This is a genomic window from Telmatocola sphagniphila, from assembly GCF_018398935.1.
GTDB classification, from domain to species: Bacteria; Planctomycetota; Planctomycetia; order Gemmatales; family Gemmataceae; genus Telmatocola; species Telmatocola sphagniphila.
Genome location: NZ_CP074694.1, coordinates 6,388,650 through 6,402,345 on the forward strand (window position 1 = coordinate 6,388,650; position 13,696 = coordinate 6,402,345).

At 53.9% G+C, this 13,696-nt stretch carries 14 protein-coding genes; 8 read left to right on the plus strand and 6 right to left on the minus strand.

Translation table 11 applies throughout. The features are described from left to right. Positions 1-11 precede the first annotated feature (11 nt). Positions 12-1,001 (minus strand): tryptophan--tRNA ligase, encoded by a 990-nt coding sequence (gene trpS / locus KIH39_RS25570; RefSeq protein WP_246539428.1) that lies wholly within the window; start codon positions 999-1,001, stop codon positions 12-14. Positions 1,002-1,077: 76 nt separating this feature from the next. Here trpS and KIH39_RS25575 point away from each other — a divergent pair, with 76 nt between their 5' ends. The 6 genes from KIH39_RS25575 to KIH39_RS25600 all read left to right on the plus strand — a co-directional run bounded on the left by KIH39_RS25575 (position 1,078) and on the right by KIH39_RS25600 (position 6,721). Then, the gene (locus tag KIH39_RS25575) at positions 1,078-1,842 is read left to right on the plus strand and encodes a hypothetical protein (protein ID WP_213496860.1); all 765 of its coding nucleotides are present in this window, start codon (positions 1,078-1,080) and stop codon (positions 1,840-1,842) included. 308 nt (positions 1,843-2,150) lie between these two features. Beyond that, positions 2,151-3,041 carry a hypothetical protein gene (locus KIH39_RS25580; protein ID WP_213496861.1) on the plus strand — a complete coding sequence of 297 codons (891 nt, stop codon included), beginning with the start codon at positions 2,151-2,153 and terminating at the stop codon, positions 3,039-3,041. A 112-nt stretch (positions 3,042-3,153) separates the two neighbouring features. After that, positions 3,154-3,672 (plus strand): hypothetical protein, encoded by a 519-nt coding sequence (locus tag KIH39_RS25585; protein WP_213496863.1) that lies wholly within the window; start codon positions 3,154-3,156, stop codon positions 3,670-3,672. A gap of 49 nt (positions 3,673-3,721) precedes the next feature. Then, on the plus strand, positions 3,722-4,951 hold the full coding sequence (locus tag KIH39_RS25590; protein WP_213496865.1) for a BaiN/RdsA family NAD(P)/FAD-dependent oxidoreductase: 1,230 nt from the start codon (positions 3,722-3,724) through the stop codon (positions 4,949-4,951). Positions 4,952-4,964: 13 nt separating this feature from the next. Continuing rightward, positions 4,965-5,528 carry a C39 family peptidase gene (locus tag KIH39_RS25595; protein ID WP_213496867.1) on the plus strand — a complete coding sequence of 188 codons (564 nt, stop codon included), beginning with the start codon at positions 4,965-4,967 and terminating at the stop codon, positions 5,526-5,528. Beyond that, positions 5,525-6,721: a threonine synthase gene (locus KIH39_RS25600; RefSeq protein WP_213496870.1), complete on the plus strand. Its 1,197-nt coding sequence runs from the start codon at positions 5,525-5,527 to the stop codon at positions 6,719-6,721. The genes KIH39_RS25595 and KIH39_RS25600 overlap by 4 nt, the downstream gene beginning before the upstream one ends. 1 nt (position 6,722) lies before the next feature. On the opposite strand, the gene KIH39_RS25605 is transcribed toward KIH39_RS25600, so the two are convergent. Continuing rightward, positions 6,723-7,322, minus strand: a complete 600-nt coding sequence (locus KIH39_RS25605; protein WP_213496872.1) for a 5-formyltetrahydrofolate cyclo-ligase — start codon at positions 7,320-7,322, stop codon at positions 6,723-6,725. A gap of 144 nt (positions 7,323-7,466) precedes the next feature. Here KIH39_RS25605 and KIH39_RS25610 point away from each other — a divergent pair, with 144 nt between their 5' ends. Both KIH39_RS25610 and KIH39_RS25615 read left to right on the plus strand, forming a co-directional pair. Beyond that, entirely contained in the window at positions 7,467-9,242 is a 1,776-nt protein-coding gene (locus KIH39_RS25610) for an acyl-CoA dehydrogenase family protein (protein ID WP_213496874.1), read from the plus strand. A gap of 48 nt (positions 9,243-9,290) precedes the next feature. Continuing rightward, positions 9,291-10,133: a fumarylacetoacetate hydrolase family protein gene (locus KIH39_RS25615; RefSeq protein ID WP_213496876.1), complete on the plus strand. Its 843-nt coding sequence runs from the start codon at positions 9,291-9,293 to the stop codon at positions 10,131-10,133. A gap of 3 nt (positions 10,134-10,136) precedes the next feature. Here the strand turns inward: KIH39_RS25615 and KIH39_RS25620 are convergent, their stop codons facing one another. From KIH39_RS25620 to rlmN, 4 genes are all read right to left on the minus strand, one after another. Then, positions 10,137-11,264 carry a hypothetical protein gene (locus tag KIH39_RS25620; protein WP_213496878.1) on the minus strand — a complete coding sequence of 376 codons (1,128 nt, stop codon included), beginning with the start codon at positions 11,262-11,264 and terminating at the stop codon, positions 10,137-10,139. A 12-nt stretch (positions 11,265-11,276) separates the two neighbouring features. Beyond that, on the minus strand, positions 11,277-11,849 hold the full coding sequence (locus KIH39_RS25625) for an anti-sigma factor family protein (RefSeq protein ID WP_213496880.1): 573 nt from the start codon (positions 11,847-11,849) through the stop codon (positions 11,277-11,279). Beyond that, positions 11,839-12,495: an RNA polymerase sigma factor gene (locus KIH39_RS25630; RefSeq protein WP_213496882.1), complete on the minus strand. Its 657-nt coding sequence runs from the start codon at positions 12,493-12,495 to the stop codon at positions 11,839-11,841. The genes KIH39_RS25625 and KIH39_RS25630 overlap by 11 nt, the downstream gene beginning before the upstream one ends. 61 nt (positions 12,496-12,556) lie before the next feature. Next, positions 12,557-13,639 (minus strand): 23S rRNA (adenine(2503)-C(2))-methyltransferase RlmN, encoded by a 1,083-nt coding sequence (rlmN, locus tag KIH39_RS25635; RefSeq protein ID WP_213496884.1) that lies wholly within the window; start codon positions 13,637-13,639, stop codon positions 12,557-12,559. Positions 13,640-13,696: the final 57 nt, after the last annotated feature.

A 13,696-nucleotide genomic window follows, 5' to 3' on the forward strand; every position in this document is an offset into this window, starting at 1 on the left:
GTCCCCTGAGTTTAGACGGAAATCGGCTGCTTCAGAAATCCGCTTGCCTCGCGTACCTGTTCCATGGTAGCGATCGCTTCCGCACGAGCTTTCCGGGCCGATGTCCGGAGGACATCTTCCACATAATCGGGCCGGGACGCTAGCTCTTTTCGCTTTTCCCGGAATGGACCGAAGTAGCCATTAACCTTCTCGAGCAGCATCTTTTTCGAGTCGCCGTAGCCGAGGCCTCCCGCCCGGTAGCGGTTGGCCAGTTCGGCAATTTCAGTTTCGTACGCGAACAGGCTGAAAAGGGTGAAAATCGTATCGTTTTCCGGGTTCTTGGGAGCTTCGACCGGAGTGGAATCTGTGACAATTCCCATGATGGTCTTCTTAAGCGGATTCCCTTCGGCGAAAATTTCGATGGTGTTCCCGTAAGATTTGCTCATTTTCTGGCCGTCGACTCCGGGAACTTTAGCCCCGACGTCCAGGCGATGCTCTGGCAGCGGAAAAACTTCCTTCCCGTACGCTCGATGGAACTTCTCGGCCAGATCGCGGGTAATTTCGATGTGCTGCACCTGATCCTGGCCTACAGGCACCAGATTGGATCGGTAGATCAGAATATCGGCCGCCATCAGAACCGGATAAGTGAACAGGCCGATACTGGCTTCGATACCCTTGGCAATTTTATCCTTGTAGGAATGGGCTTTTTCCATCAGGCTCATGTTGGAAACCGTGCCGAGAATCCAGGCCAGCTCGCAAACCTCTGGCACGTCCGATTGCCGGAAGAGCAGGGCTTTGGAAGGGTCGAGGCCGAGAGCGAGATAGTCCAGCGCAACGTCCCGAACATGTTCCAGACGCGTTTTGGCGTTCTGAATAGTTGTCATCGAGTGGTAATCGGCAATGAAGTAGAAGCATTCCCCCTCATTTTGAAGAGCGATATGCTGGCGAATGGCACCAAAATAGTTGCCGATATGCAATTTGCCGGACGGCTGGACGCCGCTGAGTATGCGTTTCAATTTCATGAGATCGATATTCCCTGTTTTCAAACGAAATGTTAGATTAGTCGCGATTCTCCCGGAAACAACGGAAGGACAAGCTATGGATGGCCCGGTTCGCGACGATCGCATGTTCAAGATGGAAACCATCTTGCTGGATGCGCTGAAGGTCGCACTAGCGAATCCGCAGGAACATCGCCTGTTCCGATCAGGAAAACTCGATGGACTTTTCCCATCCAAAATGGGACTGTCCCTGGAGGCGTCCAACCACGCTCTGCGCAATGAATTGCTCGAAATTACCCGCACCGAAGCACGCGGGCCCATTAGCCTGGAATGGGTTCGAATAACGCCGCGCGGTGTGGAATTCGTTTATTCCCACGATGCTCCCCGGGCCGTGCTGGGGGAGATTCGTAACGTCCTGATCTCCGCCAAGTCGGGGGTACCGGGCCTGGTCGCCGATATGCGAAATAAGCTCGAAGCAATTTCGCAAAAATTTTCCCAAGAAATTGAAAGTTATGTGAGTCGGCTCGATTCTCTGACGGCCCGCGTGGAAGAGACGATTCGGCGGATGGATGCGACGGGGCCGTTGCTGGCCGATCCTCTTCAGGCGCTGATTCCCTGGGGCTACGATGCCCTCGCTTATCTGGAACAGCGCAAGCAGATGACCGGCAATTCGGTCTGTCCGATGCCGGAACTCTTCGATGCCATCCATCCCAAGCACCCGAGCCTGACTATTCCCGCTTTTCACGATGGGCTTAGACGCCTCGCTGATAACCGGGCTCTGAGAATGCACCCGGCTCGCGAAATTCCGAAACCGGAGTTTGCGCTGCTGGACGGCTCCCGGATGCTTTACAGTCTCGAGCGTTGAGAGAAATTGCCCGCTTTACTCTACCTGACCGTCTTCCCTAAATTTTCGGTCGGGCTTTTCCTGCAATTCCCCTCAAACTTGCCCAAATCCACGTCAAATTCTCTTTTAGGGTCTTGTAACCTCTGTGTATGATGGGAATTAGCGAGAAATGCCATTGACGACCTGAATACAAGCGTTATAAGCACCCGCAGCCGAAGGGGGATATTGCATCCTCCACGTAGGTTACCATTTGCATAGAAGGATACTGCCGTGTCCTGTGGGGGACCGTATCGGGGGATTCGGTCGGCAGTTTATCGGGAGGTTTCGACATGCGACCCGTAGGTATTATTTTTGTTTTTCTGAACTTGATACTCTCCATTGCTACCTGCGCGCTCATCGTGGTCGTCTACACCACTCGCACGAACTGGAAGAAAGAATACGACCGGGCCAAAGACCTGGCCTTGGTAGCCGAGGCCGCTTACAAGAGTGAAAAACAGACTCACGATAACGATTTGAAAGGTCGCGAAGAACGAATCTCGGCTCTCAACAGCCAGATCGATTCCATGAAGAACGCGGTTTCGACCGCGGAAGCCGCCAAGGTTCAGGCTTTGAAAGACCTGGCCGATTACAAGAAGACGACGACCGGGGACAATTCCGACAAGGCCAGCATGACGGCCCAAATCACTCAGCTGGGCAAAGAACTCGAATCTCTGAAGGCGGAGCGGCAGAATCGCGAGGCGATGATCATTCAGCTCGAAAAGGAAAAGAACGTCGAGCGGAAGGATCGCGTCGAAGCGGAGCAGAGATTGGCTGGCTTGCAATCGCGCAACCAGAAACTCGCAAATGACTTTGCCGATCTGACGAACAAATATCAATCCATTGAAAAACAGATGGGTAAGTTGGGGCTTTCGAATCCGAGCATTCTGAATAATGATGCTCCGCCGCCGCCGAAGGGAGTCGCTGGCTCAGTGACGGCTGTGAATGATCGCGGTCTCACCGAAATATCCATCGGATCTGATTCGGGAATCAAGGAAGGCAACGAATTGTTCGTGGCCCGGTTTAACGAGAAAAATCCTTCCGCTTCTACGCTACTGGGAACGCTGCGGATCAGCCGTTCGGAGCCGAAGAAAGCCATTGGCTACTTTACTCCTGCAGCGACTTCCAACATCAAGAAGCCGAGCGTGGGGGACACGATTCTGACCTCACTGGCCTCGAAATAATTCAAGTCTTAAGCGATTAATGTTAGTAGAAGCGAACTCTAGTGTTCCCTCGAGTTGAACGAAGCGTCCGACCGTACAAGGGATTTGGACATCGGTATTCTGGAGATACTCCATGGCGAAGGTTAAAGAAACGGTCAAACCGGGTAACGACGTCTATACAGGCTTGCAAGGCCTGACCCTGCTGGCCTCGGTTATCGGATGCGTGCTGTTGGCGCTCGATCTGAATTCCTACGAATCTCGGACTCCGCCGCCGCTGCCCACGCTGCAGATTCCCAGCGCTCAGAAAACGCAGTCGGCCCCGGCGGCTCCGCGTACGGCTTCTCCGGCCGAGAACAAAGACACTCCGGAAACCAAGGACGGAAAGAAAGACGGCGCGATGCGAGAACCGCTTTCTATTCCCGCCGAACCCGGATTGCCAAAATTGCCTTCCACAGTCAGTACTAACTTTCCGGAACCCGCCTTACTTCCCAAATTAATGGATGAGCCGAAGTCGGCCGGGCTCATTCTGCCGGCCAGCGCGACCGAACCTGTCAAGGTGGAAGAACCCAAACCGATAACCGTTCCCCAGCTGAAGCCGATCCCGAATGACGATCCGCCGCTGTCGGTAAAGCCCTACCAGATCCCGAAATAATGAATTTTGGATCTCGCCCAGTTCTGCCCCGCCCACTTAGAATCTCTTCATGACAGAATCGTGGGATGCAGTAGTCATCGGAGCCGGTGCCGCCGGCTTGATGGCGGCCATTGCCGCTTCCGAACGAGGGCGCAGAATTCTGGTCCTCGAAAAAAACCGCAAGCCCGGTGTCAAAATTCTCATGTCCGGCGGTACCCGCTGCAACATTACGCACGATTGCGAAAATCGCGATATTGTCAAAGCGTTTGGTCCCAACGGCTCTTTTCTGCACGCTCCTCTCGCCCACTTCGGCGTTCGGGAAGTCATTCAATTTTTTCAGGGCGAAGGCGTCGCCACCAAAGTCGAAGACACCGGTAAAATTTTTCCGGTCAGCAATAAAGCGGCCGATGTGCTCGAGGCCCTGGTGAAGCGCGTTCAAAGAGTGGGCGCTCAGCTGGCTCTGGAAGAGTCGGTTACCGAGCTGAAAAAAGACAGTTTGGGCTTCGAGATCGTGACCACTCGTCGAACGATGCAAATCCCTAAAGTTTTGCTGACCACCGGCGGGCAATCCTATCCCGGTTGCGGAACCCGAGGTGAAGGGTTTGCATTTGTCAGCCAGTTGGGGCACACGATAGTTCCGCCGAAACCGGCTTTGGTCCCGATTCAAGTCCAGGCCGACTGGGTGGGGGAGCTTCGCGGCATTACTCTTCCCGATGTTTCCCTCAAGGTGCTGGAAAATGGCAAAACACTGAGTTCCCGCCGTTCCGGATTTCTGATGGCCCACTTTGGTTTAACCGGGCCGGCTCCCCTAGATGTTTCCAAGTCGATCAGCCGGCATCCGCAACCCGGTTCGCTCCTATTGGAAATCGATTTTCTACCGGCGATGTCGGAAAATCAGTTCGATGAATTCCTTCAGAAAGAATCTCTGGCTTCGGGGAAGAAGCAGCTTGCCGTGGTGCTCAGCGAACTTCTGCCGCGACGTCTGGCCGATATGAGCCTGCTTCAAACCGGTTTGCAGGTCGATCGCAAGGCCGCGGGGCTGAGCAAGGCCGATCGGCTCAAACTCGTTCAGTGGATCAAGAAATTGCGAATTCCGATTCGGGGTACCCTGGGCTTTGAAAAAGCCGAAGTGACTACGGGTGGCGTGAATCTGAAAGAAGTCGATTCCCGGGATATGCAGAGCAAAATTGTCCCCGGATTGTACCTCGCTGGCGAAATTTTAGATCTCGATGGTCCCATCGGAGGATATAACTTTCAATCGGCGTGGAGCACGGGGCACCTCGCAGGTGCGAATCTCTAAACTCTGACTCATTATGGCAGATTGGATTACCGCTACCGGAGCCGACACCTCGACTTATCGCGGTCTGGATCGGATTTTCGAGTACACCAACTGGGATGGCAAACTCACGCCGACCAATTGCGGCCTGGCCGCCTCTGCGACATATCTGACTCATCTGGGAAAATTTCCTCCCTTGCCGGAGGAGGCCGCCCAGATCATGAACGCTTTGGAAGCGGACCATCCTCCCAACATTTTTTTTGGAAAATTTGGTACCAGCCGGGGCAGAGTCGAGCGAATGTGTGCGGCGTATGGCACCCAGCTGGATTTTTTTGAAGAGGAAGAAACCCTTAGAAATTATCTCGATCAGAATAAACCGGTTATGGTCATGTGTCAGATGCCCGGAAAGCAGATTCTGGGTCTGCATTTTCCCTCCGGGCACTGGATGGTCGCCTATGGTTATGACTCGAACAATATTTTTCTCAGCAATTACGGATCCATGACCTGGCCGGAATTTCGGGAGGTTTGGGATGGTTTCATCCCTGGCCTGATTCGGATGCGGAATATTGGTCTGATAGCGAAGGACTTGAACGTTTCATGAACCACTATGTGACCCATCTGGAAGCGGCAATCGACGGCACGCGGTTACCGTTCGGTCAATTGCACGGAATGCACGCCGGCCGGCCGATTTGGGTGCGGTACGATCTCGAGGCGATTCGCAAAGCGGTGACGCCGGACGAGATAGCCAAGCGACCCCCCAGTCTGTGGCGCTATCGCGAACTCCTTCCGCTTCCAATGGATGTGGAACCGGTGTCGCTGGGCGAAGGTATGTCTCCGCTGCTGAACTGCCCGCGCCTGGCCGAGCATCTGGGGTTAAAGAACCTCTGGGTGAAAGACGAATCGCAGCTACCGACCGGCTCCTTCAAATCCCGGGGAATGACGGCCGCCGTCAGCATGGCCAAGTGGCTTGGTGTGAAGCGGATCGCCTTGCCGACGGCGGGTAATGCCGGAGGTGCGGCCGCAGCCTATGGGGCCCGAGCAGGCTTGGAAGTTTATGTCTTCATGCCCGCCGACACGCCTTCCATCAATCAGATGGAAACGGCGATGTTCGGGGCCAAAGCGTTTCGAGTCAATGGGTTGATCAATGACTGTGGGAAAATAGTCAAAGATCGTTCCGCGGAAATGCAGTGGTTCGATTTTTCCACGCTCAAGGAGCCTTATCGCCTCGAAGGCAAAAAAACGATGGGGCTGGAGATTGCCGAGCAATTTGGCTGGGAATTGCCCGATGTGATTCTTTATCCTACCGGCGGAGGAACAGGCCTGATCGGTATGTGGAAAGCCTTCCAGGAACTGAAAGAACTCGGCTGGTTGAAGTCGAACCAGATGCCCCGCCTGTACAGCTGCCAGGCCGAAGGGTGCGCCCCGATCGCGACGGCCTACGCGAAAGGGGAACGTTTCGCGGAACTGTTCCCGAATGCTCATACCTTGGCCAGCGGTTTAAGAGTGCCGGTGGCCGTGGGAGATTTCATGATTCTGGATGCCATCCGAGCTAGCGGCGGGCAGGCGCTGACTGGATCCGAGGACAGCATATCCCGATGGATGTCAACGGGCGGTCAACTCGAAGGGATCAGTTTCTGCCCGGAAACGGCCATTTGTCTGGATGTTCTGGCCCAGCTACAAGCTCGAGGAGAAGTGAAGCCCAAAGAGCGTGTGGTGGTTTTCAACACCGGCGCGGCCCAGAAGTATCAGGAGGCCTATTCCTTCGAGCTGCCTCTCTATTCACCTCCCGCTTGACTCAGCGGCCCTTACCCGGATAGGTCGCCAGTTCCGTGATCACTTTGTCCATGAAGACATCGTGATCGGCCATAGGAAGTTCCGGGAATAGCTGGCATTCAAAGGCCAGGGCCGTCAAAAGCGTATCTTTGCGGACGTGCCGAAGCAGCTTATCGTAATAGCCCTTGCCATACCCGGCCCGGCCACCGCGTCTATCGAAAGCCACGCCGGGAACCATCACCAGATCGAGCTCATCTGGAGGAAGGTGCTTTTCCGGCAATTTGCGAAGTTCGGGTTTAGGTTCGAGGATCTGGAAAGTGCCTAGGGAGAGTTCTTCCATGCTGGTCAGATGAAAGAGTTCCAGCTCTCCCTGAGCGTTGCACCACGGAACGACAATTCGCTTGCCCGACTCCAGTGCGGCCGGGAGTGCTGCTCGCGTGCGTACTTCGCTGCGGATGGAGATGTAGTACATGACAGTTCTGGCCGTAGCATATTCCGGCTGGTTGAGAAATTTGTTCAGGATGATCGCACTTAAACCGTCTTTGTTCTCCAACTTGTTGCGGGCGGCCTGAGCTGCGTCTCGAAGGATTTGTTTGGCGGAGGGGTCTGCCGCAGCGGTCATATCTATCTCTTAAAGGGAATTGAACGAAGAATTTATAGAGCGCGGGGGAGCACCGAGAGTAAAAGGGTGGATTTTTCGGATTCTCCGCGAACAATGATAATATCTAATCGTACAAAAACCGGTCTCTCTCCCCGGAGTTGAAAAATGGCTCTAACGTCCGCTCAATTGGAAAAGCAGAAGAAAGAAGCAGAAGAACTGCTTTTTGCCGGACCGGAGACTCTCGGGTTCGCCAAAGCACTTTTCTTCGGCCACTTTCATCAGAATCTGATTTTTCCTTATCCCGAACTGAATTCTGAACAGAAACAGATCGTCGAAACGGCCCGCGCCCAGGTGCAGAAATTCGCCGATGAAAAAATCGATGCCCGACAGATCGACAAACTGGCGGATATCCCGCGCAGCGTGATCGATGGTCTGGCGGAACTCGGCGTGCTGGGAATGACTGCACCCAAGGAATTCGGCGGGCGGGAATTCAAACAGCAGGCTTATTGCAAAATCATGGAAATCCTCGGTGGGCATTGTGCTTCCACTGCGGTATTCGTCAATGCCCACCACAGCATTGGAATTCGAGCCTTGTTGCTGTTCGGGACCAAGGAACAGCAGGCTCGCTGGTTGCCCGATCTGGTCAGCGGTAAGAAATTGGCGGCATTTGCTCTGACTGAGCCCAACGCCGGTTCCGATGCCGCTAATGTGCAAACCACTGCTACACCGACAGACGATGGTACCGGTTACGTTCTCAACGGGCAAAAGCGCTATATCACGAACGCGGCCATCGCTCAGGTTCTGACGGTAATGGCACGAACGCCCGTGCCCGGAAAGCCCAACGAATCTCGGATCACGGCCTTCCTGGTCACTCCCGATATGCCCGGTTTTGAAGTTGTGGAAGCCCGGGCGGAGAAGATGGGGATTCGCGGCACGGCGACCGGCAAACTTCGCTTTACGAACATGCGAGTCCCCAAGGAAAACGTTCTGGGTCAGGTCGGCAAAGGGCTGCGCGTGGCGCTGACGGTACTCGATTTCGGTCGTACGACTTTCGGGGCCAGTTGTACCGGAGCGGCCAAAGTGTGCGTTGAAGCTATGACGAAGCACGCCAAGCAGCGCGTGCAGTTCGAACAGACGCTTTCTGAATTCGAGCTGGTGAAGAAGAAAATTGCCTTCGCGGCGGCCCACACTTTTGCCATGGAGGCCATGACTCAGATTTGCGCCGCGTTCATCGATCAGGGTGCGGAAGACTACATGCTGGAGACCGCGATTCTGAAGGTTTTTTCCACGGAACACCTGTGGACGATCGTCTTCGATTGCATGCAAATCTTCGGTGGACAATCCTATTTCTGCAACGAACCGTACGAGCGCTGGATGCGCGATGCTCGCATCAACACTATCGGTGAAGGCGCAAACGAAGTTCTGAAGTCTTTCATCGCCGTGGTCGGTTGCCGGGGTCCGGGGATGCAACTGGATGCGATGCGGAAGAATATGATCAAGCGGCCCTGGGTGGGCCTCACCGATGGCATGAGTTTTGTCGGCTCGCAGATTCGAGATCGAGTGACCCGTCTGGACATTCCGATGCAGAGCTATGCCCTTCGCAATGTGGCTCGGGAACTGGGTTATCGAGTCAAAAAACTGGGTCAGGCGCTGCCCTTTGTCTTCCTTCGAGCCGGTACGGAAGCGAAGTTCCTCGTCAGTCAGTATAACCATGAACGGCTTGCCGATATTGCGATGGATCTTTATGCCAGCAGTTGCGTGCTGAGCCGTCTCGATTATCTCCTTTCTCGAAACGATTCCGATGCCGCCCAAATGGAAGCGGGTAAATACTTCCTGATGCTGGCTTTTGATCGCATCGATCAGAATTTCGTGAATTTGAAACAGAATCACGATGCACAAACCACCCGCACAGCCGACGCCGTGATTCAGAGTTTTAAATAAACTGAATCGGAAGAAGGTTTTTTCAGGCTCTTGGGAAAGGGAAATCGCATGCAACTGGCCAAAGTGCGTCTGAGCACGGGAGAAATTCGCGTTGGAAGTTTAGTTGGGAATAAACTCCAGCTTTTCGCTCCATCTACGCAACTCGGCCTGCTGCTGGCGTCCACGGGTCCGCTGAAAACGGCCCAAGAACTCGAGAAGGCCAGTACTGAGAGCGTATTTGTAACTGATGTTCGGTTTCTGGCACCCGTCGATCATCAGGAAGTCTGGGCGGCCGGTGTGACTTACAAGCGGAGCAAAATTGCCCGCGAAGAAGAGTCGGCGGGGGCGGCCCAGTTTTACGATAAAGTCTATTCCGCGGACCGGCCCGAGCTGTTTCTGAAAGCCATTGCCGAGAAGGTTGTTCCTCCGGGCGAGGGTGTTCGTATCCGCAAGGACAGCAAATGGAATGTCCCCGAGCCGGAATTGACACTGGTCGTTTCGCCATCGAAAAAGATTGTCGGCTATACGATCGGCAACGACATGAGTTCCCGTGATATTGAGGGAGAAAATCCACTCTATTTGCCGCAGGCAAAGATTTACAATCAATCCTGTTCGCTGGGACCGGTGATCACTCTGGCAGAGTCCATGCCCGCACTTTCGGAAGTGACGATCCGCCTGACAATCGAACGGGCCGGGCAAACGGCTTTTGAGGGGAGTACGAGCTTTTCGCAATTCAATCGCACACCGGAAAGTCTGGTGCAATGGCTGACCAAGGAAAACGATTTTCCCCACGGTGTGCTTTTGCTGACGGGTACGGGAATTGTGCCGCCTGATAGCTTTAGTCTGGCCGCCGGGGATGAGGTGTCGATCGAAATCACCGGCATCGGCGTTTTGCGAAATCCGGTGATTTGAAACCTATTTCTTATCTTTCTTGGGCACCGGCAATTTGGGTATCATCCAGCCGGGCACAAAAAGATTATTTTTCTCGGCAATTTTCATGATCGCCCTGGGATATTCGGGCCATTTACCTTCGGCATTTCTCAGCATTTCCAAAGCTTCTTTGCCTTCCGGAGTTCCCTTCTTGGTTTCGATCTCCTCCTCGATAAATCTCTTCACCTCGGCAGGCATTTCACTTTTGGTCGTTGCTTTTACCAAAGGAGCCGGAGGAGTGATTTGCGTTCTCTTGAGGTATTCCGAAACGGCGACAGCAAATTCGGGCCACTGTCCCCGGTAGGGTTCGACATCGTTTTTCCAGCTTTTCTTGGCCGTTTTGTCTTTTTTTTCCACCTCCTCCATCATGGCCAGCAGTTTCGAGGGCAATGCCACACGAAATCGAACCCCATCGTTTGGTCCCGGCAGCAAGGTCCGGTGGCTGAGCATATTTAAGCGAGCTACTAATTCGTATTTCTGAATTTCGTCCCCTTTGCTCGCGGCCTTACTGAGCTCCAGTAATTGGTTCTTCTGAACGAAATTCACTTGGTTGCTGAGGTTAATTACGTAACTGTTCCAGAGTTGCTTGTTGGCTTCCATCGATTCGATGGCGGCCACCATGTAGGCTTCGCTCCAGTGCGTTTGGGCGAAATGCCAGCGTTCTTTGCGGGACTCATCTTCGAGTTTCCATTTTTCCAGTAACGCCAGGCGGTCCTTGGCGTTGGTGGTTGCTTCATACTCTTCGCGATGGGCCTTGGGAAGCGTCTCTAGCCATTCTCGGGATTTCTGTTCCTTGATTGCCGCCAGTCGGAATTCAGAATTCGAGGCGGTAATAAGTGCCCGGTTCTTTTCCGGCATCTGTTGAAGCCAGGAAACGTAGCGTTCCATGATCTTCTCCAAATGCTGTCGTTCCGCGACAGGAAGTTCGAAGAGTTCCTTATCCAGTTTGCGGATCTGTTCCTGCCGTTCGGGCGACAGACTTTGAAAGATCGCCAGTTGCTGCCGGAGATAAAGAGGGTTCAGCGCGGCCGTGGAGTTCGTATCGGGGGCGGGTAAAGCCTCGGTTGCCACGAGAAGTGCCAGGGCGGCCGCCAGTATTCGCCAGGCTCGCATGTACTTGCTCCGTTATTCTTTTTTGACATTCCCGAAGTATTCGGGCGAGTCCAGATCGTGAAGCGTCTGAATATCGTCGACGTACTTGTACAGATGCAGGTGTTCTAAAATTCGCTGTTCGCGGGCCACCTGAGCATCCTTTTCCCGCTCGGCCTGCCTGGCTCTATTTGCCAGCAAAGCGCTCCGTCCGAAAAAGCCGAACGCCAAACCTACTAACACCGCCAAGCTGAAAAGGATGCGCGGAAAAGGTGCCTTGGGAGGAGCGGAAATCGTGGGCACGAAAGGAGCTTCCGATTTCACCGCGGAAGCGAACGGCGGTGAAGTCTTAGTCACCAGAATCGGTTCGATTTTCGAAATCGTCTTCTCGGTGAAGGCTTTCGAAGGCTCCACTTTCGGCAGAGTGTCGAGTAACTCCCAGGTTTTTTTGTAAGCTTTCAGCCGTTCCCGGCTCTTCGCATCCGCCTGCAATCGGGATTCGATTTCCTTCTTCTTCCTGGCATCCAACTCACCATCCAGATAGGCGATCAATTCTTCATCACCTTCATCGGGAAGGCCCTCGGAGTTGGGATTCTGATCATTCTTCATCCGCATCTCCAGTTTCGGGGGCTCGTTCTCCATCCATGTAAATGTAGGGTTGTAAAACTTCCCGCAATTTGGCTCGGGCCCGGCTCAAAAGTGACTTCACTGCCTTGACGGAAAGTTGCATGACTTCGCCAATCTCTTCATAGCTCATTTCCTCGAACTTGTTGAGAATCACGGCGATTTTCTGACGCTCGTTGAGTTCATTCAAGGCTTCCCGAATTCGATCGGTCAGCTCGGTATGCTGAAGATTCTGAGTCGGAGCCGGGTGTCGATTTTGTTCGAGGCGATTTACCGGGGCTAGATTCAGAGCCTGGGAATCCGTGGGACCCAGAGGAACCGTATGTCGCTTCTTCCGGTCCCGGATGGCATTGAGTGCCAGATTATTGGCAATGGTGAACAGCCAAGTGGCAAACTTGGCTTTTGGACGATACTTCTTGCGATTGCGATACACGCGCAGAAAGGCTTCCTGAGCGAGATCCTCGGCTTCCTGTTTGTCCCCCAGAATGTGATACATCACCCCCACGACGCGATGCTGGTACTCCTCCACCAGTTCGCCGAATGCGAGCGGATCATCATCTCGGACGCGCAGCATCAGGCGAATCCCCGGGTCGCGGAGGGCCATCTGTGCGCTGGTGTTACCGATAGGCACGTTTTAGTGTCTCAAATGACAATCGCCAGGGAAAGTAATTCAATCCATCCTACCTTAAAACTCAGGCCTTGGCGAGAGTTTCCAGTTCGACTTTCCGCCGTAACTGACCGCAGGCTGCATCGATATCCGCCCCTTTGCGCTTGCGGACTTTAACGCTGATGCCGGACTGCTTTAGAGCATTAATGAACTGCATTTGAGAATCGGATTGAGGTCTTTGAAAGGGCAAGCCTTCCACTTCGTTCCAGGGGATGAGATTTACGTGGGCTATGCGGCCTCGAAGCAGCGCGGCCAGTTCCCGAGCGTGCAACGTGCTATCGTTCAGCCCGCCCAACAAAATGTACTCGTAGGTGACCTGCCGCCCGGTTTTTTCGACGAAATAATCGCAAGCCGAAAGAATATCCGCGATACCGGTTTTTTCGTTGGTGGGAACTATTTTGGATCGCAGTTCATCATTCGGGGCGTGTAACGAAACGGCCAAGTGGTACTGTTTTCCAGAATCGGCGAGCCGGCGCATCTTGGCCGGCAAGCCCACCGTGGAGATCGTGACATGTCGGGCCCCGATTCCCAAGCCGTCGGGATTCCCGGCGATTTCCAGGGCTTCCAGAAGGTTATCGAGATTCGCCAGAGGTTCCCCCATGCCCATGACGACAATGTGTGTCAACCGCTCCTCGGGGCCTGTGAGATTCCGGAGACGGATCAATTGTTCCAGGATCTCCCCGGAAGTGAGGTTGCGATCCACGCCATTTAATCCGCTGGCACAAAAGACGCATCCCATAGCGCAACCCACCTGCGTGCTGATACAAGCCGTTTTGCGAGGGCTTTCCTGAATCAGCACCGATTCGATGGTGCGATTATCGCGCAATCGAATCAAAAGTTTGTGCGTTCCATCTGTAGCGACGAGATGTTTGTCGATTTTTGTGCTTAATGGCGCAAATTGTTCCGTCAGCAGCGTTCTTAAGTTACGCGGCAATTCGCTCATGCTATCGAAGGACTCGGCCCGCCCGGCTACAATGCCGCGCCGGATCTGCTTCCAGCGCATGCTCGGCTGAGACTGATTTTCGAGCCAACTCCGGAAATCCTCCGGTTTGGTATCGAGAAAAGCCGGCAAAGGTTGCGGGACTACCATGGGAAGAATCGCGTGCATACTTTTACTTTACCCCGCGGAGGCTCAACTTGCCATCGCGAACCCTACCTCTTTTCG

Coding starts and splice junctions, on each gene's coding strand:
- KIH39_RS25625 (WP_213496880.1), bottom strand. CDS start 11,849: ATGAAGAATGATCAGAATCCCAACTCCGAGGGCCTTCCCGATGAAGGT.
- KIH39_RS25615 (WP_213496876.1), top strand. CDS start 9,291: ATGCAACTGGCCAAAGTGCGTCTGAGCACGGGAGAAATTCGCGTTGGA.
- KIH39_RS25620 (WP_213496878.1), bottom strand. CDS start 11,264: ATGCGAGCCTGGCGAATACTGGCGGCCGCCCTGGCACTTCTCGTGGCA.
- rlmN (WP_213496884.1), bottom strand. CDS start 13,639: ATGCACGCGATTCTTCCCATGGTAGTCCCGCAACCTTTGCCGGCTTTT.
- KIH39_RS25610 (WP_213496874.1), top strand. CDS start 7,467: ATGGCTCTAACGTCCGCTCAATTGGAAAAGCAGAAGAAAGAAGCAGAA.
- KIH39_RS25590 (WP_213496865.1), top strand. CDS start 3,722: ATGACAGAATCGTGGGATGCAGTAGTCATCGGAGCCGGTGCCGCCGGC.
- KIH39_RS25605 (WP_213496872.1), bottom strand. CDS start 7,322: ATGACCGCTGCGGCAGACCCCTCCGCCAAACAAATCCTTCGAGACGCA.
- KIH39_RS25595 (WP_213496867.1), top strand. CDS start 4,965: ATGGCAGATTGGATTACCGCTACCGGAGCCGACACCTCGACTTATCGC.
- trpS (WP_246539428.1), bottom strand. CDS start 1,001: ATGAAATTGAAACGCATACTCAGCGGCGTCCAGCCGTCCGGCAAATTG.
- KIH39_RS25580 (WP_213496861.1), top strand. CDS start 2,151: ATGCGACCCGTAGGTATTATTTTTGTTTTTCTGAACTTGATACTCTCC.
- KIH39_RS25575 (WP_213496860.1), top strand. CDS start 1,078: ATGGATGGCCCGGTTCGCGACGATCGCATGTTCAAGATGGAAACCATC.
- KIH39_RS25585 (WP_213496863.1), top strand. CDS start 3,154: ATGGCGAAGGTTAAAGAAACGGTCAAACCGGGTAACGACGTCTATACA.
- KIH39_RS25600 (WP_213496870.1), top strand. CDS start 5,525: ATGAACCACTATGTGACCCATCTGGAAGCGGCAATCGACGGCACGCGG.